The 19,681-nt window shown below is 38.5% G+C and carries 20 protein-coding genes and 1 pseudogene; 2 read left to right on the plus strand and 19 right to left on the minus strand.

Annotated features, from left to right (window positions below; translation table 11 throughout):
* Positions 1–37: 37 nt before the first annotated feature.
* The 14 genes from A3G9_RS0108660 to A3G9_RS0108725 form a co-directional block, all read right to left on the minus strand.
* The gene (locus A3G9_RS0108660) at positions 38–721 is read right to left on the minus strand and encodes a VIT1/CCC1 transporter family protein (RefSeq protein WP_002818298.1); all 684 of its coding nucleotides are present in this window, start codon (positions 719–721) and stop codon (positions 38–40) included.
* Positions 718–1,398, minus strand: coding sequence for a VIT1/CCC1 transporter family protein (locus tag A3G9_RS0108665; protein WP_002818299.1), 681 nt, complete (start codon positions 1,396–1,398; stop codon positions 718–720). Before A3G9_RS0108665 ends, A3G9_RS0108660 begins: the two co-directional genes overlap by 4 nt.
* Positions 1,399–1,470: 72 nt before the next feature.
* A complete protein-coding gene (locus A3G9_RS0108670) occupies positions 1,471–1,917 on the minus strand; it encodes a universal stress protein (protein WP_002820331.1) in 447 nt (148 codons plus the stop codon).
* A gap of 98 nt (positions 1,918–2,015) precedes the next feature.
* A complete protein-coding gene (locus A3G9_RS0108675; protein WP_002817728.1) occupies positions 2,016–3,614 on the minus strand; it encodes an Nramp family divalent metal transporter in 1,599 nt (532 codons plus the stop codon).
* Positions 3,615–3,833: 219 nt separating this feature from the next.
* Positions 3,834–4,724, minus strand: coding sequence for a cation diffusion facilitator family transporter (locus A3G9_RS0108680; protein ID WP_002819663.1), 891 nt, complete (start codon positions 4,722–4,724; stop codon positions 3,834–3,836).
* Between the two features lie 9 nt (positions 4,725–4,733).
* Positions 4,734–5,435 carry an NAD-dependent protein deacylase gene (locus A3G9_RS0108685; RefSeq protein WP_002819664.1) on the minus strand — a complete coding sequence of 234 codons (702 nt, stop codon included), beginning with the start codon at positions 5,433–5,435 and terminating at the stop codon, positions 4,734–4,736.
* Entirely contained in the window at positions 5,435–6,958 is a 1,524-nt protein-coding gene (gene ppcA / locus A3G9_RS0108690; RefSeq protein ID WP_002821461.1) for a phosphoenolpyruvate carboxylase, read from the minus strand. The genes A3G9_RS0108685 and ppcA overlap by 1 nt, the downstream gene beginning before the upstream one ends.
* On the minus strand, positions 6,951–8,042 hold the full coding sequence (locus A3G9_RS0108695) for a hydroxymethylglutaryl-CoA reductase, degradative (RefSeq protein ID WP_002819666.1): 1,092 nt from the start codon (positions 8,040–8,042) through the stop codon (positions 6,951–6,953). The genes ppcA and A3G9_RS0108695 overlap by 8 nt, the downstream gene beginning before the upstream one ends.
* On the minus strand, positions 8,039–9,064 hold the full coding sequence (gene trpS, locus A3G9_RS0108700; protein ID WP_002817733.1) for a tryptophan--tRNA ligase: 1,026 nt from the start codon (positions 9,062–9,064) through the stop codon (positions 8,039–8,041). Before trpS ends, A3G9_RS0108695 begins: the two co-directional genes overlap by 4 nt.
* A 171-nt stretch (positions 9,065–9,235) precedes the next feature.
* Positions 9,236–10,573, minus strand: a complete 1,338-nt coding sequence (locus A3G9_RS0108705; RefSeq protein WP_002819667.1) for a hypothetical protein — start codon at positions 10,571–10,573, stop codon at positions 9,236–9,238.
* Positions 10,574–10,662: 89 nt separating this feature from the next.
* A complete protein-coding gene (locus A3G9_RS0108710) occupies positions 10,663–11,559 on the minus strand; it encodes an ATP-binding cassette domain-containing protein (RefSeq protein WP_002819668.1) in 897 nt (298 codons plus the stop codon).
* Entirely contained in the window at positions 11,546–11,917 is a 372-nt protein-coding gene (locus tag A3G9_RS0108715) for a GntR family transcriptional regulator (protein WP_002819670.1), read from the minus strand. The genes A3G9_RS0108710 and A3G9_RS0108715 overlap by 14 nt, the downstream gene beginning before the upstream one ends.
* A gap of 15 nt (positions 11,918–11,932) precedes the next feature.
* Positions 11,933–12,742 carry an ABC transporter permease subunit gene (locus A3G9_RS0108720; protein WP_002817735.1) on the minus strand — a complete coding sequence of 270 codons (810 nt, stop codon included), beginning with the start codon at positions 12,740–12,742 and terminating at the stop codon, positions 11,933–11,935.
* Positions 12,742–13,665, minus strand: a complete 924-nt coding sequence (locus A3G9_RS0108725; protein WP_002819672.1) for an ABC transporter ATP-binding protein — start codon at positions 13,663–13,665, stop codon at positions 12,742–12,744. Before A3G9_RS0108725 ends, A3G9_RS0108720 begins: the two co-directional genes overlap by 1 nt.
* Positions 13,666–13,858: 193 nt before the next feature.
* On the opposite strand from A3G9_RS0108725, the gene A3G9_RS0108730 reads away from it, so the two are divergent.
* Together A3G9_RS0108730 and A3G9_RS0108735 are read left to right on the plus strand one after the other, a co-directional pair.
* Entirely contained in the window at positions 13,859–15,265 is a 1,407-nt protein-coding gene (locus A3G9_RS0108730) for an ABC transporter substrate-binding protein/permease (RefSeq protein ID WP_002821460.1), read from the plus strand.
* Between the two features lie 9 nt (positions 15,266–15,274).
* Positions 15,275–16,264, plus strand: coding sequence for an asparaginase (locus A3G9_RS0108735; RefSeq protein WP_002817738.1), 990 nt, complete (start codon positions 15,275–15,277; stop codon positions 16,262–16,264).
* A 29-nt stretch (positions 16,265–16,293) separates the two neighbouring features.
* Here A3G9_RS0108735 and A3G9_RS0108740 read toward each other — a convergent pair whose 3' ends face one another.
* The 5 genes and pseudogenes from A3G9_RS0108740 to A3G9_RS1000000110035 form a co-directional block, all read right to left on the minus strand.
* Positions 16,294–16,917 carry an ATP-binding cassette domain-containing protein gene (locus A3G9_RS0108740; RefSeq protein WP_002817739.1) on the minus strand — a complete coding sequence of 208 codons (624 nt, stop codon included), beginning with the start codon at positions 16,915–16,917 and terminating at the stop codon, positions 16,294–16,296.
* Positions 16,917–17,747, minus strand: coding sequence for a hypothetical protein (locus A3G9_RS0108745; RefSeq protein ID WP_002819677.1), 831 nt, complete (start codon positions 17,745–17,747; stop codon positions 16,917–16,919). The genes A3G9_RS0108740 and A3G9_RS0108745 overlap by 1 nt, the downstream gene beginning before the upstream one ends.
* A complete protein-coding gene (locus A3G9_RS0108750) occupies positions 17,744–18,253 on the minus strand; it encodes a hypothetical protein (RefSeq protein ID WP_032807905.1) in 510 nt (169 codons plus the stop codon). The genes A3G9_RS0108745 and A3G9_RS0108750 overlap by 4 nt, the downstream gene beginning before the upstream one ends.
* A gap of 14 nt (positions 18,254–18,267) precedes the next feature.
* Complete coding sequence (locus A3G9_RS0108755) at positions 18,268–18,828, minus strand: hypothetical protein (protein ID WP_002819679.1); 561 nt, start codon at positions 18,826–18,828, stop codon at positions 18,268–18,270.
* A 462-nt stretch (positions 18,829–19,290) separates the two neighbouring features.
* Positions 19,291–19,681, minus strand: a pseudogene (locus A3G9_RS1000000110035) (IS30-like element ISLpl1 family transposase); the annotation flags it as partial.

The raw sequence follows: 19,681 nt of genomic DNA on the forward strand, positions 1-19,681 counted from the left end.
TTCCCAAGTTAAATTATCGTATAAGCACTCCTGAGAATCAAAAAAGTTTTCCAATATAGTAGTGAATTGCAACAGTTATCAGTCCGATCACAATATTTCGAATAATTGCCGGCCGCAAATGAAACTCGCCAAGTTTGGCTGCCAAACTTCCAGTAAGAGCAACAGCAAAAGTCGTTGCAACGATTGTTCCGGCAAATTTGAGATGGCCCGGCAATAAAAGCATTGCCAGTAGTGGAAACAAACCACCCAAAGCAGCACTAATCAAAGAGCTAAAAGCCGCCCCCCATGGATTTACATACTCGCCGATTTTTAAAGTATATTTAGCGGAAACAAGCGACTCAATCTCATGTTTTTGAATCAATTCATCAGCAATAAAATATGCAGTTTCTCTGTTAACTCCCCAACTGATGTAGTTTCTAGCGATCGTTTTACGTGCATAATTTTTGTCACGATCAATTTTCCTTTGTTCAATTTTAATAACAGCTCTTTCGATCTCGCGTTGCGCAGAGACGGAGGCATATTCTCCAGCTGCCATCGAAAAAGCGCAGGATAACAAATCGGAAAAGCCTGCAACCAGAATTAAAAAATTATTACTCGTTGCTGCAGCCGTTGAAAATAGAACGCCGACAACCGTTAGAATCCCATCATTGGAACCAAGGACACCAGCTCTAATCTTGTTTAAACGCTGCTCTAAAGTCTGCTTGTTTTTGGAATTTTTCATTTATGCAGCAACCTTCCAATTAAGTATGTAGCTGTCATTGTAAATAAACCGGAAAGGACATTTCTAGTAATACCTTTTTTTCGGTCATTGTTGCCAATCCGAGCAGCCAGATATCCAGTAATTATCAAGGCAAGCAGTACCCCAAAATAGGTCGAAGCAACCTTATAAGAACGGTTAACCATTAAAATTGCCAACATTGGCAGGGTAGCACCAATCGGGAAACTAATAAAAGAAGCCAAAGCGGCATGATAAGGATTTATTTTATCGCTAATATTAAATCCGTGTTTAACGCGGACAGCTGTTTCAATCGGCTTGGTCTTCATCATTTCGCTGGCAGCCCTTTGAGCGAGTTCTTTTGAAATGTCGTCTTTAATTAAAAAATCTTTTACCAAAGAAATTTGTTGATTAAAAGATTCCTGATTAGCAATTTCTTCTTTTTCAATCGCAGCATTTTCGGCATCACGTTGCCCATGTACAGAGACATATTCTCCAGCTGCCATCGAAATCATGCCGGCAATTGTCCCGGAAAATCCGGCAACAAAAATTACCCAATTATCATTAGTACGACCCTGAGTCGCGGCAAAGACACCCAAAACAATCCCAGCTACTGAAATGATGCCATCATTTGCCCCCATCACACTCGCCCGGACAACATTTATCTTCTCAGCTAAATTCATATTTCTCTCCATATAAATAAAAATGGATTGAGCATCCATTTTATTTTAAAAACTTAATCTCTATTTTGAATCTTATCGGATAATTAAGACAGAAATTGGCGCATATTTAGCCATATAAGCAGCTTGTGAACCAAAATATTTACTAATTCCCTTTTTTGAAAGTGAGCCAATAATCAAGAGATCGGCTTTCACCGCCGGAATAACATTTTTAACGATTGTTTCTCCAGCATTGCCTTCATCAACGATTTCCTTAATATCCTTTACACCGGCTTTGGCGGCTATATCCCGGTATTTTTTTAAATGTTCGACCAATTCATAACGTTCTCCGTGGACATAATCTTTCGTCAAAGCTTGATAGACATTCATTTCATCATTCTCCAAAATAGAAGTAATGATTAAAGTCGCATTGTCTTTAACAGCTCTCCTGACTGCGTATCGAAAGGCTAACTGCGCATCGGCTGAATCATCGACCCCCACGAGAATCCTATTAAAAACTTTATCTATTGGTTTTTCAGACATTCTAATACCTTTCTTAAGTAATTTTTATTCAGTTTTATATCTTTTTGTATCCGCCTAGTAAAAATAAAATCACGATTCTCAAGTTTTTCAAAAATCTCTTAATCTTCGACACCGACAACCGAATGATTTTCTAGTTGATAACGTTTATTGCCTTTTAATATTTCGACAATCGTCCAAACCAACAAAGCTATAATCGCAACAATCAAAGCATAAGCAATGATGTTAGCCAAAAATAACTGAGATTTAGTGGCATTGTCACCAAAGAAGGCAGCAATCTGTCCATTAGCTCCAGGCAGATTGATCAAATTTAGTAAAGTCAGGCTAAGAACTGAAATCCAGCCAAGGACTTTAACCCACATTGTGTTTTTAAAACGCCTTCCCATTTCAATATCACTATCCGTAAACATTAAAAGGGGCAGCATTGAAAACGGCAATGCAAAAGCTAAAAAGACCTGCGAATTGTTCATTAAAGTATTTAAAGCTTCGTGCTCATTGATAGCACTTTGTCCACTAGTCATCGAGACACAAATCAAAACCGGAATAACAGAAATCAAACGGGTTACCAAACGACGCAACCATAAGGGCATTTTCATATGAACAAAGCCTTCCATAATAACCTGGCCGGTTAAAGTTCCGGTAATTGTCGAATTTTGCCCGGAAGCAAGCAGAGCGACGGCAAACAAAGTAGATAAAATACCGGTTTTTGCAACACTGATTAAAATGCCATTACTTAAAGTCGATGTATCGGACAAGGCCTCAAACAAACCGAAAAAGGAAGGATCTTTAACAGCTCCGGATTTAAAGACAGCAACACCCATGATTAAAAGCAGTGCATTAACAAAAAAAGCGGCCGTCAGTTGGATATTTGAATCCCAGCTGGAAAAACGAACTGTCCGGGCAACATCTTCCTCATCATTGTGATCAATCTTACGGGTCTGCGAAATAGCCGAATGCAAGTATAAATTATGGGGCATAACGGTTGCACCAATAATTCCCAAGGAACCGGTTAACGGTGTCTGCCCACCAATATGCGGCGAAGTTGCAAATGCTTTTGCGCTTGGGACAAGTCCCGCAATGACCCCACTCCAATTAGGATCGGAGAGAGCCACCTGATAAACAAATACAAATAGAATTACAAGAATCAAAGCCACCACGATTGCTTCAATCTTTCGAAAACCGATTTTCGTCAACAATAAAAGTAAAAGAACATCGAAAACTGTTATGAAAACCGCAATAACTAATGGAATATGGAACAACAAATACAAGGCGATCGCAGCCCCGATGACTTCGGCGATATCGGTCGCCATAATTGCCAATTCAGTCATAATCCAGAGTACAATTCCCAGTGATTTGCTAGTCCGAGCACGAATTGCCTGGGCCAAATCCATTTGAGAAACAATTCCCAACTTCGCGGCCATATATTGCAGAAGCATTGCAATCAGGCTTGAAATCAGAATAGTTGACATCAGCAGATATTGAAAATTTTGGCCACCAGTAATAGAAGTCGACCAATTACCAGGATCCATATATCCAACCGCTACAAGTGCTCCGGGACCCGAATAAGCAAACAGGGTTCGCCAAAAACCACGTCCTTTTGGTACCTTGACAGTGCCGTTAATTTCCTCCAAAGAAGGACCATTCGCATAATGGATCAAGCCATGATTCCTGCGAGTTTTGCCTTCAGCATTTTCGCTCATGATAAATAAAACCTCTCATTTCTAAAAGAATCAATCAAAAAAGAACTATTAAAAAATTTTTAATAGAAAATTTGAATCTTTTAATCAAAATAAATCTGGCTATTTCCTGTTTATCATATCTGTCAATCCACTTGGATGTGGGTAGCTGATAAATAAAAACTAACCAAACTCACTATACAATAAAAAAAGCCTAAAAAAGGCAATTTTTCGCTAAATTATCTATATTTTCGATTCCTTGTGCTTTTTATCGCTGGTTTCCAATTGCAAAGTGACGTGATCGATATCGAATTTCTTTCGCAAACCATCGGTGGCATCGTCGAGAATTTTCATGTAATCAGCCGGTCGATTGCATTGTAAATGAGCCGAAATAGCAACTTCCGTAGTCGATAAAGCCCAAATATGAACATCATTGATTTTTTCGATTTCCGGAAAGCTTAAAAGATATTTCTCAACTTCATTTTCACTAATATTGTCGGGAACGCCGTTCGTCACTAAACTAAAAGCATGGCAGAGAACGCGCCATGACTCAAAAAGAATGAAGACAGCGGCAAAAATTGAAACCAGGGGATCAAGGATCACCCAGTTGGTAAAATTAATTATAAAACCAGCAAAAACAACGCAAAGACTAATCAAAGCATCGGCAAAAAAATGCCAATAATTGGCTTTTTCATTTAAGTCCCGTTTTGACCCTCTGTGGAAAATATAAGCAGTCAAGCCATTGATTGCAACACCAGTTAAGGCCACGATAACAACAATCCAGCCATCAACATGATCTTCCGGATTCATTAGACGCAAAAAAGCTTCCCAAATTACAATTGCCAAACTGGCGACCAAAATCAAAGAATTGGTAAAAGCTGCCAAAATTGTTGTGTTATAAAAACCATAGGTATGGTGTTTGGTCGGTTTGCGTTTAATCAAAATAACCGCCACGAATGCAATCACCAAACCGAGAACATCCCCCAGATTGTGAATCGCATCAGTTACGAGCGCCAAAGAACCGGCAAAAACACCACAAATAACTTCAAAAACAATGAACAACAAATTGATTGAAATGCCAAACCAATATTTATTGTTCGATTTACCCCTCTGAAAAAAACTCTCCTGATCCATAACTTAATACTAATGCGAGATCAACTCGGAAAAGAATTTTGTTGCATCGCCAATGATTTGTCGAATGGGGGCAGTTGTATTAATTCGTTCCATGTTAATGGCGATTTTATCCGCATCAGCCGGTGCATAATCGATCAAACCGGCAAAAGGATAAACCTGAAAGCTTGTACCGACTATAACAAGTAAATCGGCTTTGGAGACTGTCTCAACTGCTTCTTGAACATGCTGAGGCATTTCTTCGTAAAAAGTTATGTCGGGGCGTAAAACAGCATGATCCGATGCCCTGTACATCGACTTCAAATAATCGTCGACATTCGCTGACTTTTGATCGACCGGGGCGTAAATACGATACAAAGAACCATGAAATTCGATAGTTGAAGGGTCCAGTTTTGTATGCAAGCCGTCAACGTTTTGTGTAATAACGCGTGCCTTACCGGCTTTAACAAATTCGGCCATTTTCCGATGGATCGCGTTTGGTTTAGCATCAGGAAAATACATATTTTCTTTCATGAATTTGTATTGCCGTTCCGGGTCTTTTTGAAAACAGGTGTGGCTCAATAAATATTCCGGCCTGTCCAAGGCGCTCGTTGTATAAAGCCCTCCTTTGCTCCGATAATCGGGAATTCCCGAAGCGGTTGAAACGCCAGCCCCGGTCATAAAAACGATACGTTTTGCATTGTTAAATAAATTTTGAATTTCATCAGTAAGCATTAACCTAAAAAGTTCCTCAAGACAGCTTGTTTTTGAATCAAAAGCGTTCTTGTTGTTGGATCGGAGATCTTAACCAAGTCGGAAGCCAAACGAGAATGTTCTTCTTCTTTTTCATTGCTTGGGCCAATCTCAAATTGAAGAATCGATTGCAGGTCCTGAATATCTTTTTTTGCTTCCAACCAAGCTGGATTTTTAGCAATTAAGCTCTCCAATGCATCCACGCTAATATAATGTGCCAGGAAAGTAAAGTCATTCCTTAAATTCGGATAATGACGAGTAAATATTGCCAGTTCTTCAGCATTCAAGCTCATTAAAGCCCGACCGAAACCAATAAATTCCGGTGGAACCCCAACCGAGTATAAACTACCGGTAAAGGTGATTGCCCGAGGCATTTTGTAACCGTCGACCTGTCGGGAATAACCGAGAATGCCAATGTGCTGACGACGATCGCGACGTTTTGGAAAAGCATCGAAAATTTTTTGTAAATCATTGATCAGCTGATCGAGAGTTTCGTGATAACAATCCGCTGATTTCTTGGCGACATTAATTAAAACGTTTTGTTCCCGATCTGTCATCGAGACAGCTTGATTGTTTTGAAGGCCCGAACGAAGTTCTTTGATGGCTGATTGTACTTGCTTAAGCGGATAGTCGTAACGAAAAGCTGATTGAACAGTTGCTGTTTTTAAGCCGGGAAACTCTTGCAGATAGCGTTTAATCCATTTCGGTGATAATCCCCCGCGGAAAATCGTCGAACCAGTACCGGCGATCGGAAAAATTGGTAAATCCTTTTGATCGGAAAATTCATGCAAACGAGTCAAAGCAAGTTTATTGCCAATAATAGAATTCATAAATCCATTACTTAAAGCCGAATCGGAACCAGCCAAAAAAACACGCAGATAAGGAAGAGACTGACCGGTGCGCTGTTCATACAATTGTAGATACTCTTTTAAAATCTCTGGCGAATGCAATTGGGTTTTAAATCCCTCGAATAAAGGAATCATTTCAATGTGATCGGTATTGTTTGAGCCACTTGTAAATTCATCTGATTTAAAATGAGCTAATTTCGAAAACTTGTCTTCGATTTCGATTAACTGTTCGGACGTCTGCGCCATGGGCAAAATCGCTTCAAACAAGGGACGCTGTTCAAAAGACAGATCCCTGGCAAAATCTTCGGCTGAAAGCATTGTTGTCATTGCCTGCATCAGGCTGTATCCTTTTTCTTCCCAGATATTCGGCAGGCGGAAAGTCAGAAATTTGTCGCGGCCAAGTTGATGCCCTTTAAAATACTCGTAATGTTCGGAATACAAACGATCGATTACGGCCGCATCGGCGTGTTTGCCTTCCCAATCCCACATATATTCATCAGTATCCAAAACAGCAAAATTATTGAAGGCCTCGTCGACCTCTTTATAGGCGGTAATAAAGGGATTTTTACTCTGATCGCCTTTAAAAAAAGGGACGCCTGCATTATCAGGATGCTGCGTACCCATAATATTAGGAATTTTTCTATCGATTTTATGCATGAGCGTCTCCTTCAGCGCGATGCTGCATTTTCATGTGTCCCTTTTGAATACCCTCCGAAACCAAAGCTTTTAAAGCGGCGAAATTTTGTACCAAACCAGTTGCCAAAACGACTTTCGCGAGTTCGCCGGACGTTTTAACATCAAGCAAGCGAAGAGCAGCTTGGGCGCTTTTTAAGCCATTAATCGTTCCACCGACAATCCCCAGACTAACCGGCAATTTAACACTGGCAGTCAATTGATTTTTAGAATTTATTTTCCAAGAGGTAAAAGATTTATAATTCCCATCAACTGCGGCATAAGCATGGGCTCCGGCCTCAAAAGCCCGCCAATCGTTTCCGGTTGCTAAAACAACCGAAGACGCGCCATTGAGAAAGCCCTTATTATCCGTCGCTGCCCGATGTAGATCAATCAAACCGAAATGTGATAAATCGGCAATTTTTTTAGCCGTCGATTGGTCGATCCCGGAAACGGTCGCCTTTAATTCTGTCATACTCGTCGTCGGTAAATTAGAAATAATCGCTGCAATCACGCTAATATTTCTGGCACGTAAAAAGTCAGCCAGACTTTCAAGGATTGTATTAACAATATTTGCTCCCATCGCATCTTTTGTATCAATTAAAAGATCAAAAGAAAAATGGTTTCCATCCAACTGTCGAAAATGAATTTGCTGCAAACCACCGTTTCGTTTGACAATTGAGGGGTAAGCCGAGTCTGCAATTTCTTTGAACCGCTTTTGATTTGCTTGATAAACCGTATTTATCTGATCAAAATCGCCGACCACCAAAATCTGTCCAAAACGTGAATGAGTCTGATAAACAGTTTGAATATTCCCTAAATATTTCGATCCATTATTTGCCGCAGCAACAACGCTGGCCTCTTCTGTCGCCATCGGAACAACATATTTTTTTCCATCGACCTGCAGTCTGTACAAGACACCCACCGGCAGAGAAAAATCAGTTAAATAGTTCTCGATTAATTTCTCATGCTCAAAAACAGCTTGCTCTTGGAAACTTTTTGCCAAACTTGGATCACTGACAATTTCAGCGAGCCGTTCCTGATAGTTTTTTTCATAAAATTTAGTCATTTCAAGCCATCAAAATAGTTTACGCCGATTGCCCGACGGACTTTTGTCATTGTTGCCTCGGCAACTTCATTAGCGTGATCGGAACCGTTTTTAAGCATTTGCAAAACAGCCGGAATATCTTGCGCAAACATTTGCCGCCGTTCTCTAATCGGTTTGAGTTCGTTTTCAAGAACATCAATCAAATGCTTCTTAAGCTTCATATCGCCAAGTCCTCCATGCATGTATCGATCTTTTAAATCGGCAACATGTTTCTTGTCCGGATCAAAAATATCCAAATAGGTAAAAACAACATTACCCTCAACATGTCCCGGATCTTCAACACGAATATGTTTGGGATCGGTATACATTTGCTTGACTTTTTTAGCAACGGCATCCTCATCATCGGACAGATAGATCGCATTGCCTAAAGATTTGGACATTTTTGCATTGCCGTCAATACCAGGAATTCGGCCAAGCCCGTTTGGAGGAAAAACACCTTCCGGTTCAACAAGTGTATCAGTATGATAAGCAGAATTAAAAGAACGGACCAATTCGCGAGCCTGTTCAATCATCGGTTCCTGGTCATCACCAGCAGGAACTTTTTGTGCACGAAAAATGGTAATGTCAGCCGCTTGGCTGACCGGATAGGTAAAAAATCCGACCGGAACAGATTCGCCGAAACCTTTTTGCTGAATCTCAGCTTTGACAGTCGGGTTTCTTTGCAAACGTGCCACCGAAACCAAATTCATATAATACTCAGTCAACTCAAAGAGGCCTTTAATCTGTGATTGAACAAAGATTGTTGTTTTTTTAGGATCCAGGCCAACTGCCAAATAATCCAAAGCAACTTCCGTCAGACTGTTACGAATTTTTTCCGGATCGCGGGCATTGTCTGTAAAAGCTTGCGTATCGGCAATCATGACAAAGGAATCATAATTACCGGAGTTTTGCATTTCAACACGATTTTTCAAAGAGCCGACATAGTGTCCAATATGAAGTTTTCCGGTTGGACGATCACCGGTCAAATATATTTCTTTTGTCATGTTTTCAATTATAGATTTTTAATCAAACAATTTTATAAGGAGATAATAATTATTCGACAAAAGGGTATAAATTTCAGCCTGGTTTGAAATCAAGACAGATTTTTCTAATTAAAAATTAAAAAACAGAATCGGTATTTTTACCGGTCCTGTTTTCAATCAATTAATAAATCTCTAGCGGGTTCTCTTTTTTAAAAGCCAAAAACGTTTTCCAAAAATCAACCACCAGGTAAAAGCCGTGATGCCGACACCCCAGGCCATCCACCAAATTGTTGTTGATAAATTGCTTGTAATCGAAAAGAAATACGATGGGGAAAATAAGCTGAGCATCATAGGAAAAGCGAAATCCCAAAAAGCCAACAAAGCCACAAAAATAAAGAAGGGTTTCTTCAACTTTGGGAAGCGAACGTATTTCGTATCACTTTCAAGTGAATAATGTTTATAAAAATACATGGCCAGAATAAATAATGGAATTGAAATTATAAAGAAAAACGTCAATAAGTAAATCGGATAAATTGAAAGTTTGCTTAAAAACGATCTCAGACCATTGTCGATTCGAAAATGCCATTTATATTGGTAAGCCAGAAAACGTATAAATTCTGCCAAAATAGCTGAGGCCAGCAGGACACTGAACCAAGCGGCAAAAAAAGTGTAGAATTTTCCAAAAATAGTGCCGACAAAAGAATCGATTAACAAACCAACCGCGACTAAAATTGTCGCAAACTCCAAAACAATGATTTCATTTTGCAGCAGCCAGGAAAAATGTAACTTGATAAATTCACCGGGTATCAAAAGAATTTTTGTCAAATATTCGAATACCGCCCAGAAAATAGCTAAAACAGAGGGAAGGAAAAACAACCAAAAAGTTTTTGCCAAGGCAACCTGAATACCGTTTTTTGTACGCTGCAACATATATGCGTTAATCCAGTGTGTCTGATCAATCAAGAAAAAAATCGCTCCAATTAAGATAATCAATAATACCGAACTCATTCCATCCGACTGATTAAATTTAAAAGCTTGGGCATAAAATCCATCTCTATTAAAGGGCCCGGCGTTTTTTGAACTTTTCGCAGTTATCGGAAGAAGAACGTAATTACTAGCACTCGATCCTCCAATTGAAGTTACACTGTTGTTGCTTACATATATACTAGCGGACAAGGAACTATCAGAAGATTCCTTCCGATCGCCGTAGTATTGAAGAACCTCTTTTTTAAATCCGGCAAAAGTTTTTGGAAGAATTTTAATCATTTTTCGATAACTGTTAGTGGAATTATTAAAATTGGGATTGATAGTACTTAAATAAAGAAATAATTGGTTGGATTGGGAATTTCCTTTGAATTTTTCTGTATCGCCGTAAGCTGCTTTTTTCTGCCAATCATTAACTAATTTTTCGGCTTTTTTTGTGCCAACCAAACTATTGGCATAGTCTTGTATATCGTAATAATGACGGGCGTCGAAATGCCTGTCAAAAGCGTTTCTTGCCTGGTACCAGCTTGCATCATTTAAAGCCATACTGCTCAAACCGAAAATAGTGACAATTACCAGAATTGTCCAAATCGATACCTAGCGCAATTGATAATAAAGTTTGATTGAATGTCTCATTATTTATTGGTCCTCTTACCCGCCGATTGACGCAAACGATAGTCCTCTTCAAAAGTGGCCCGAAAAATATCATCGGAATTAACCGGCAATTGCTCAATGTATTGGGCCTTGGTTCGTTTAATCCGAGACGCTACTTTACTGTTGTAATCTTTAAAAAGAACAACATATAAATGCCCGCGTTTTTCTAAAATATGCCCACATTCCGAAACGACTTTCGGTAATTCACCTTCAATTACCATCTGAAGTTTAGCGACGTTGGCAGTTTTTAGTTCTTCACCCGGCAAATAATCTTTTTCAATCTTCCCATTTTTTAATAAAATAATTCGATCAGCCAAAAAATCCAATTCCTCTAAATTGTGGGAGGCAATCATAACCGATGTATCGCTATTGGAAACAGCGGTAATCAACATTTGTTTTACCTGATCTCTGATAATCAAATCCAAGCCATCCAATGGTTCGTCAAGGAAAATATATTTGGACTTACTCGTAATTGCAGAAATAGCCAATATTAAACCACGTTGCCCCTTCGACATACCAGAAAGTTTTTTATTAAGAGAAAGATTATTCGTTTTAAGCAAGTTTTTAAACCAGTCGATATCAAGTTGTGGATAACTAACTTTAAAAATTCGTGCCAACTGGTTTGCTGTAAAAGCATTTGTAAAATTATCCGGCGAATCAAGATAAAAAATCTCTGAGCGGGCATCAGCGGATTCGTCAGAAGTAACCCTGCCCTGGTCAGGCACATATTCTCCGCTAATCAAGCGAAAAAGAGTCGTCTTACCGACTCCATTACGTCCAATTAAACCAACAATTTGACTAGGTTTTAACGAAAAGCTAATTCCGGAAATAACTTTCTTGTTCTCTAATGTTTTCGTTAGATTATCAATTTTCAGCATTCTTCCCTCCCAGTATGTCGTTAACAATTTTTTTGATTCTTTCTCCTTTGACGCCGCTTTTTATTAATTCGGCAATCACTTGAGACAGATCGGCAAGCAAACGATTTTGATTAGAATTTTTAACACTGGCTGTATTACCGGTTATGAAAGTACCCTTACCAGGAATCGTTCGAATTACTTTTTGGGCTTCAAGCTCCTTGTAAGCTTTTGCCACTGTGTTTGGGTTAATTTTTTCTTGTAAAGCTGTTTCGCGAACAGACGGAAGCTGGTCGTTGGCAGATAAAACGTCAGTTGCAACTTCATTTTTAATTCGATCAACTAATTGTAGATAGATCGGTCTTTTCTGAGTTATTGCCATCTGGCCTCCGTAAATTTACAAGTTGCGCCGATTAAAAACGACTCCAGCAATAGTAAAAAATATTAAAGTCCAAATAATCGAAGCGCTAATAATTCCCGTTTGACTAATGTGCGAGAGCTGAGCCATAGCTTTGGAGCCGTCAAATACTTGAAGCTGAATATAAGTACTGACATTAAAAGGATTCCATTTAATTAAGTGAAAGTGTTTGTAAAGAAAAGCTGATAGCAAGCTGCTAACAATACTGCCACCCAACCAAATTATAAAAGCCGATGCAATGGCGATCGAATTTGATTTCAACAGACTTGAAAGCATCAGGGCTATTGAACCAATCAAGAATATATATAGAAGATAAGTCACAAAGTTTTCCCAAATATAAGTGATTTCCCCGTGTCCGCTTGAAACGAATACAAGTCCTTTATTAGCGACTGTTATCGATTTGCCAAAATCTTTACCAGAAAATACGATCAGCCAACAGAGAAGATAACTCGCTACAGCGAGCAAGTACCAAAGAACATAATCAAACAATAATTTAATAATTTTTGCAAAGAAGATAATCATTCTTGAATTGCCACGGGAAACAATCACCTTGATCGTATCGAATTGAAATTCTTCGGCGAGTGTCGAACCAAACGAGACAAGCATGAAAATGAAAATAAAGGCATCAAAATAACCGTGATGGTAAACAAAATCTACTTCAGCATGGCTTGGATCAGCCAATAAATAAGCAATCATAGCCAAAATTGGAGTGAAAAATATGATAAGGCTATAAACCAAATAATTCAAACGATGAAAAGATTTAAAAAACTCTTGTCTGATTGCCTGCATTATTCTTCACCCCCATTAATCAAATCAATAAATGAATCTTCCAAACTTTGTTTTTCCTCTCTGATACCTTTTATTTCAATCTTATTCATCACCAATTGCTGCAACAATTTATTTAAATTATGTTTTTGATCGGTTAGGACCTGCAAATCTTCTGTGACAGTTGTCGTCTGAAAACCCGAAGTCTTTAAAAGATCTTCTGCTTTGGAATCATTTCCGGTTTGCAAAACAATTGTCGATCCCTCTTTGCCATGTGATTGGCTGGCAAAGAAATCCGTTTTGGTGCCATTGAATAAAATATGACCATGATTGACTACTACCAAGTCGTCGGCCACCAGCTCCAATTCGCTTAAAATATGAGAACTAATCAAAACAGAAACTCCCTGATCGGCAAGACTGCGCAATAAAGCACGCATAGAATGAACTGATTGTGGGTCAAGACCATTCATGGGTTCATCCAAAATTATCAATTCCGGATTATCAAGCATTGCAATTGCAACGCCAAGACGCTGTTTCATTCCGAGAGAATATTTCTTGGCCTTCCGATTAGCAAATTCGGTAATCATTGTCTGTTCCATGATTTTGCCCAAATTTTCGGCAGAAGTTCCCTGAGCGTATAATTTCAGGTTGCTATATCCAGACATATACGGGTAGATTCCCGGAGTTTCAATGAGGGAACCGACTTTCTTCAATGGCGCCGTGTGTGTTTTGGAAACCTTTTGGCCATCAATTTCGATTGTTCCTTGATAACCGGTCAAACCGGCAATTGACTTCATAATTGTTGTTTTTCCGGCCCCGTTCGGACCGATAAGTCCAACGATTCGACCCGGTTTTATATTAAAAGAAACATCAAACAAGACTTTCCGATTACCAAAATTTTTATTTACTGCTTTGACACTTAACAAACTCGCAGTCTTTTCAAGCATTTTCCCTCCCAAATTTTATCATGTGTACTATATTAATTAGTACAGTTTGAAAATGCAAGTTTTTATTTTTTTGATTTTCGATAATCTTGTCAGAAAAATTGACATTAAAAATATTTTTTACTTATTCTAATGATAAAATTTTAAACTGTATAAATTTCTTTCAAAATTATTTAGCTCTGTTTTTATATTATTAATGATTTTTCCTATTTTTGCGGTCGAAGCGTCAGCACAAAAACCGCATTATAATATTACAACCGATGTCACCTATCCGCCTTTCGAGTTTCAAAAGAAAAACGGTACATACACCGGTATAGATGTCGAAATTATTAGAGCAATTGCCAAAAAAGAAGGCTTTACGATGACTTTAAAGCCGATCTCATTTAATTCGGGAGCTCAAATGGTACTTTCCGGACAAATGGATGGGATAATCGCAGCCATGACCATCACATCTGAAAGAAAGAAAGTTTATGATTTCAGCAAACCCTATTACCGAACTGGAATTATTTGGGCAGTTTCAAAAAAATCACATATTACGAAACTTTCTCAACTCAAAGGCAAGACCGTCGCTTTGAAGACGGGGACTGCTTCAGCGGATTACGCCAAAAGTCTACAGAAGAAATACGGCTTTAAAATTACTTATTTCAGTGATTCCAATACTATGTACAACGATGTCGTAGTCGGAAATTCAGCCGCTACCTTCGAGGATCAATCCGTTATGAAATATGCGATCAAAAATGGTCTGCAGTTAAAAATTCCAAGTAATAAGATTGGAAATGCTGGCTACTATGGTTTCGCCGTTAAAAAAGGAAAGAATGAAGCGCTTTTGAAAGCCTTCAATCGTGGTTTGGCTTCAATCAAAAAAGATGGTACTTATGATAAAATCGTCAAAAAATATCTCGGTGAAAGTCAAAAAAAGATCTCCAGCAATTCAGCAAGTACTGAAAATTCTTCTTCAATTTGGTACCTATTGAAACAAAACTGGCCAAGTTTCGTTAACGGAGTAATCGAAACAATCAAATTAACAGTTGTAGGAATAATTTTAGCCTCGATTTGGGGAATTCTCATGGGAGTCTTAGGGGTTGCCGAATCTAAAATTCTTCGTACTTTTTCCAACATAATTATTTACATTTTTCGTGGTTTGCCGCTCTTGGTTCTGGCTTTCTTTATTTATATTGGTCTTCCACACCTTTTAAATGTCAAGATTCCTGCTTTTGTCGCCGGTATTTTGACATTGACGCTCAACGAGGGTGCCTACACAGGTGCTTTTGTTAAAGGGGGCTTTTTGTCCGTTGACAAAGGGCAGATGGAAGCAGCCCGTTCCAATGGACTGAGTTACTGGCAAGCAATGCGTTATGTCGTTATGCCCCAAGGAATGAGAATCACGGTTCCGAGTTTGATCAACCAGTTCATCATTACCTTGAAGGATACTTCGATTCTTCAAGCGATCGGCCTCGTTGAGCTGACTCAGACAGGTAATTTAATTGTTGCCAGGACCCAGCAAGGTTTTCAAATTTGGGCAATTGTAGCAATCATCTATTTGGTTATGATTACCTTATTAACTTGGCTTTCAAATTTTGTTCAATCAAAAATAAAAGCTTAGAATATTTTTATGAAGAGAATCCTTGTTTTAGCAACCGGTGGGACAATTAGCTCAACACCTCAAAAAAACGGTTTGGCACCAGGAATGACAATTGAGCAATTATCTTCTTTTTTTGATCGGGCCGATAACGAGATTGAATTTATTCCAACTATGGATAAAGATTCAACCAATATCCAACCAGAAGACTGGTTGACAATTGGTAGACAGATTTTAGAACACCCAAAATTTGACGCTTATATCATCACTCATGGAACCGACACGATGGCCTATACAGCTTCCGCTCTTTCTTATTTATTAAATGATTTGAAAAAGACCATTGTTTTGACCGGTTCGCAAATTCCTCTCTCCTTTGAACACACCGACGCCAAAAGAAACATCGCCGACGCTTTAACTGTTGCTTCAAAAGCGGATTTTCCCGGAGTTTATTTAGTCTTTGATGGTCAAGTGATTGCCGGGACGAGAGCAGTAAAAGTTAAATCTCATTCATTTGATGCTTTTGCCAGCATTAATTTCCCAGTTGTCGCAAAGGTTGAAAATAATCAGCTGGAGAAAAAATATAATCCCACTTTCAATCCCGCAGCCTTCAAAACAAAATTCTCTCTCGATACAAATGTGTATTTATTAAAAGCTTTCCCAGGTTTATCGGCCAACTTCTTTGATTTTGTTTTGAAAGAAAAAGCCGGTTTAATCGTTGAGAGTTTTGGAAACGGTGGTTTGCCGGATATCGGACGCGACTTGGTTTCTGGTGTAAAAAGTCTATCCAACGCTAATTTACCGGTAATTATTACAACTCAGATTATGAATGAAGGCCAAGATATCAGCCTCTACGAAGTTGGTCAAAAAGTAGCGGCAGCCGGCGGAATTACATCCGGAGATATGAACACCGAAGCCATTGTGGCTAAATTGATGTGGGCCATGGCACAAACCAAAGACTTATCCCAAATAAAAAAAATCATACAAACCCCTATCGCCCACGATTTAGATCGGCTATTAACTTAAAAAGGAGCACAAAAGTGCTCCTTTTTAAGTTAATGGGGACTATATTGACTGACATCAATTACTTGATCGGCCTGTCCAGCTACAAAGCGGTCATGTGTTGCAACAATCACAATTTTACCCATATCGGCCAGATGACGAAGACTTTGCACAACGATCTGTGTGTTTTGAAAATCAAGCGCATCAGTTGGCTCATCGGCTAAAACAATTTTTAGATTTTTTAAATAAAGACGTGCCAGCGCAACCCGCTGCGCTTCGCCACCCGATAAAGTAAAAAATTTACGCTTCAAATAGGATTCATCCAATGAGAAATGATCCAAGGCAGAGACCAAATCCTGTTTAGGAAAACGTCTGCTAATATTGAGATTACGCTGAACACTGTCTTCTTCAATCAGTGCATAATTTTGAAAAAGATAACCTAAATAATTCCTGAAATAACCTAGTGGCTTAATGTCATCTAAATTGATATCGTCAACCCAAATGTCACCCGAAGTAAAATAATTTAATTTGGCTAGGCAATCAAGGATTGTCGATTTTCCAATACCGGATGGGCCGGTAAGTGCATAGAGATTACCACTATGAAAATTGCAGTTGACATTCGTCAAAAGACTGCGATCACCTTGATACTTTTTTTCTCCTTGTTCAACTCTAATCATCAGTCTTCTCCTTTGATTGCTTGGCTGATTCTATGATCAGCACGTAAAGCTTGTATGATTAACAATAATAATTGGAAGATTGTCATGGATGCGATTACACCCGAAATTAAAGCCCGATTATTGTAACCATTATATATGGATGCAGCAAACATTCCTTCCAAAACTGTTACCGACAGGCAAACTAAAGTAAAGAGAAAATGAATACGCGCCAAGTATCTTCCAGATAGTCTGCGAATAGCAATCTTTCTATCATAATTTGAGAAATATATTTGGTTAACCAGGATATAATTTATGAACAGCATCAAAATCAAAATAGCCAAGACGGACAACAACAAAACTAAATGCTGTCTGACCTGCTGATAAGCCTGTAAAGCATGACTTCGAATATTCAAGTAACCACCAATTTGACGACTAATATGTCGCTTTTGGGCTTGTTCGGCCAAAGCATGATAGTTTGATACAACCAGTCCCTGTTTTGAAATCAACGAATCCCAGTAATGATCGGCATCTTCGTTATCGCCGCCAAGAGAAACTGTGGATAGTACCAATATAACCGGTTCTTTAACATAACCATCGTAAAAACCGAAATCGATGCCTTCTGTGTTATAAGTAAACGCCCGTTGTCCATTTTTAATCATAATTTTTTTATAGTTCAGTTCCCTGCCATACAGTTTGGAAATTTGAGCCATTGGCAGTTGGTCAAAATAATTTTTTGAGAGACGATCGCTTTGAGACTTCAGTTTTTCAGGAAAAAGAAAGTAACTATTTTCACTTTGTGCAGGTATGCTTAAGCGATGACCACTAGCAGTTAAAATTTTATTTTTCTTCAAATATTCGGCATTAACAATAAGGACATTACCAAAATCGACATCATCATAATCGTTAGAGGTTTTGCCTGTTGATTCGTAAGCCCCATAACTCGCATGATACCTTTGTGCTTTTCTGACCAGTTCACCAGCCGGTAAGCAGCCTTGTCCTCCTGGTCCTGTTCATTATCGAGCAAGGCATATGGCGAAAAATACGGCGTGTAATAATTTCCCAAATGCTGCCAGTTTGATAATTGTTTCTCCATACGACTGTTAATTGCAAACTGGCCTAGCAGCAGCATTAGCGTGACAATAATCGTTAGCTCCGTAATGGCCTTAAAACAAATACTGGTAACAAGTATTAAAGTACTTTTTCCTTCACCTTTAATACTGTTTTGCAAACTATTAGTACTATGTGATGCCATGTGGAATAAAAAGGCAAAGACACTGACAAGAATTTCAGCAAAAATTAAAAGAACAGCAAAATAGACTGTTAACGGCATAACACCCATTACTCGATAGGAAAACATCGTAATCACAACAATTAAAAACCAGGAACGAAAGTAATTAAAAAAACAATTTGATCATGAATGAAATATTTCCAAGCATCCTGAAATTTTGAAACGCCTTCTAAGTAAGCAATATTAGAAGCACGCAAACGTTTAAAATTAGCTACGATGAAAACAACCAATAAAATAAGCAATAGTAAGATTAAAAAAACAGCAAAATAATTATCACTTAAAAAATTATAAATAATTGTATTCCAATTGCCACTATCACGTTTATAGTGCAGTCCCAATCTGTGAAGTTCTTTAGCAACAGCGGTACTGGAAATGTTGCCGAAGAAATAGAGTGGATATCTTAAGTCACTGGTTTCAAATTCTTGTTTGCTTGCAATTGATTGCTTCGAAATTAAAGACTTCGAAAATTTTCTTGTACTGCCGATAACATAAAATTTAGTTCGAGGAACATTCTCAGTTGTTGGCACATTAAAAACTTTCACAATATTAATTTTGCGTTCATTAGCAAATTTAGCTAAATGATGATTTACCACATTAATCGAAGTGCCGGCATCGAGAGAAGTGATATTGTAGGGACGCGCCAATGTAGAAATATAGTTTCTACCTGTCTGTAAGGAAAATATCACAATCAACAAACAAAATGATATTGCGGTCACAATAATTGATAAACGTCTGACTTTTTGCAAAACAAGAAACCCTTTCTTTATAAAAACAACCACCTCGGAAGGGGGCTGTTCAACATTAACAGATATTAACGAACTTTAACATAATTATAACGAGTCTTGTTACCAGCGTTAGGTATTTTGGCAACTGCAAGGAATCCTAAGTTGAATCTCAAATCACTCTAATCAAATTTTAGTTGGAAACGATGCTCTATCTATCCCCACCAAAAAACATCGTATCAGACCATATAGAGAAACACATGTAATTCAAATTTGATTAAATTGTTAACCATTAGCGACTTGAGCGCGCATATTTTATCAATGGCATCAGGATTTCTTTTAGCTATTCAGCAAAAGAATCCCTTTTATTGGTAGATTGCAAATTTAATCCGAATTTTTGGACAAATTTGTCAGCATAACCTGATACGGTGTTTGCCAGTCGAGTATTTTAAGCGGTCGCTGGTTAATTTGGAGTAACGTCGTCGTTAAATCTTGAGCACTAATGTGCTCAAAATAAGTCCCTTTAGGATAAAAATAACGTAAATTCCGATTAAAGCGTTCATTACTACCACGTTCAGCTGGCGTATAAGCATGGCAGTAATAGGTCTTAATACCATATTGTGATTCAAGTGATACTAGCCCACTAAACTCAGTGCCACGGTCCACAGTAAAGCTGTGCACCGGACCATTAAAAGTGGTTAGGAACTTAGTTAGTGCTTCATTAACAGTCGCTGTCGTCCGATCTTTTAACCGGTATGCCCAAAGGAACCGTGAT

Origin of the sequence: Oenococcus oeni DSM 20252 = AWRIB129 (assembly GCF_000372485.1) — a bacterium.
Lineage (GTDB): Bacteria > Bacillota > Bacilli > Lactobacillales > Lactobacillaceae > Oenococcus > Oenococcus oeni.

Excerpts from the sequence above, each read along its gene's own strand:
- A3G9_RS0108730 (WP_002821460.1), top strand. The coding sequence starts at position 13,859 with ATGATTTTTCCTATTTTTGCGGTCGAAGCGTCAGCACAAAAACCGCAT.
- ppcA (WP_002821461.1), bottom strand. The coding sequence starts at position 6,958 with ATGCATAAAATCGATAGAAAAATTCCTAATATTATGGGTACGCAGCAT.
- A3G9_RS0108675 (WP_002817728.1), bottom strand. The coding sequence starts at position 3,614 with ATGAGCGAAAATGCTGAAGGCAAAACTCGCAGGAATCATGGCTTGATC.
- A3G9_RS0108670 (WP_002820331.1), bottom strand. The coding sequence starts at position 1,917 with ATGTCTGAAAAACCAATAGATAAAGTTTTTAATAGGATTCTCGTGGGG.
- A3G9_RS0108665 (WP_002818299.1), bottom strand. The coding sequence starts at position 1,398 with ATGAATTTAGCTGAGAAGATAAATGTTGTCCGGGCGAGTGTGATGGGG.
- A3G9_RS0108725 (WP_002819672.1), bottom strand. The coding sequence starts at position 13,665 with ATGCTTGAAAAGACTGCGAGTTTGTTAAGTGTCAAAGCAGTAAATAAA.
- trpS (WP_002817733.1), bottom strand. The coding sequence starts at position 9,064 with ATGACAAAAGAAATATATTTGACCGGTGATCGTCCAACCGGAAAACTT.
- A3G9_RS0108750 (WP_032807905.1), bottom strand. The coding sequence starts at position 18,253 with ATGTTTTCCTATCGAGTAATGGGTGTTATGCCGTTAACAGTCTATTTT.
- A3G9_RS0108710 (WP_002819668.1), bottom strand. The coding sequence starts at position 11,559 with ATGCTGAAAATTGATAATCTAACGAAAACATTAGAGAACAAGAAAGTT.
- A3G9_RS0108685 (WP_002819664.1), bottom strand. The coding sequence starts at position 5,435 with ATGCTTACTGATGAAATTCAAAATTTATTTAACAATGCAAAACGTATC.
- A3G9_RS0108720 (WP_002817735.1), bottom strand. The coding sequence starts at position 12,742 with ATGCAGGCAATCAGACAAGAGTTTTTTAAATCTTTTCATCGTTTGAAT.
- A3G9_RS0108680 (WP_002819663.1), bottom strand. The coding sequence starts at position 4,724 with ATGGATCAGGAGAGTTTTTTTCAGAGGGGTAAATCGAACAATAAATAT.
- A3G9_RS0108735 (WP_002817738.1), top strand. The coding sequence starts at position 15,275 with ATGAAGAGAATCCTTGTTTTAGCAACCGGTGGGACAATTAGCTCAACA.
- A3G9_RS0108715 (WP_002819670.1), bottom strand. The coding sequence starts at position 11,917 with ATGGCAATAACTCAGAAAAGACCGATCTATCTACAATTAGTTGATCGA.
- A3G9_RS0108695 (WP_002819666.1), bottom strand. The coding sequence starts at position 8,042 with ATGACTAAATTTTATGAAAAAAACTATCAGGAACGGCTCGCTGAAATT.
- A3G9_RS0108740 (WP_002817739.1), bottom strand. The coding sequence starts at position 16,917 with ATGATTAGAGTTGAACAAGGAGAAAAAAAGTATCAAGGTGATCGCAGT.
- A3G9_RS0108660 (WP_002818298.1), bottom strand. The coding sequence starts at position 721 with ATGAAAAATTCCAAAAACAAGCAGACTTTAGAGCAGCGTTTAAACAAG.
- A3G9_RS0108705 (WP_002819667.1), bottom strand. The coding sequence starts at position 10,573 with ATGGCTTTAAATGATGCAAGCTGGTACCAGGCAAGAAACGCTTTTGAC.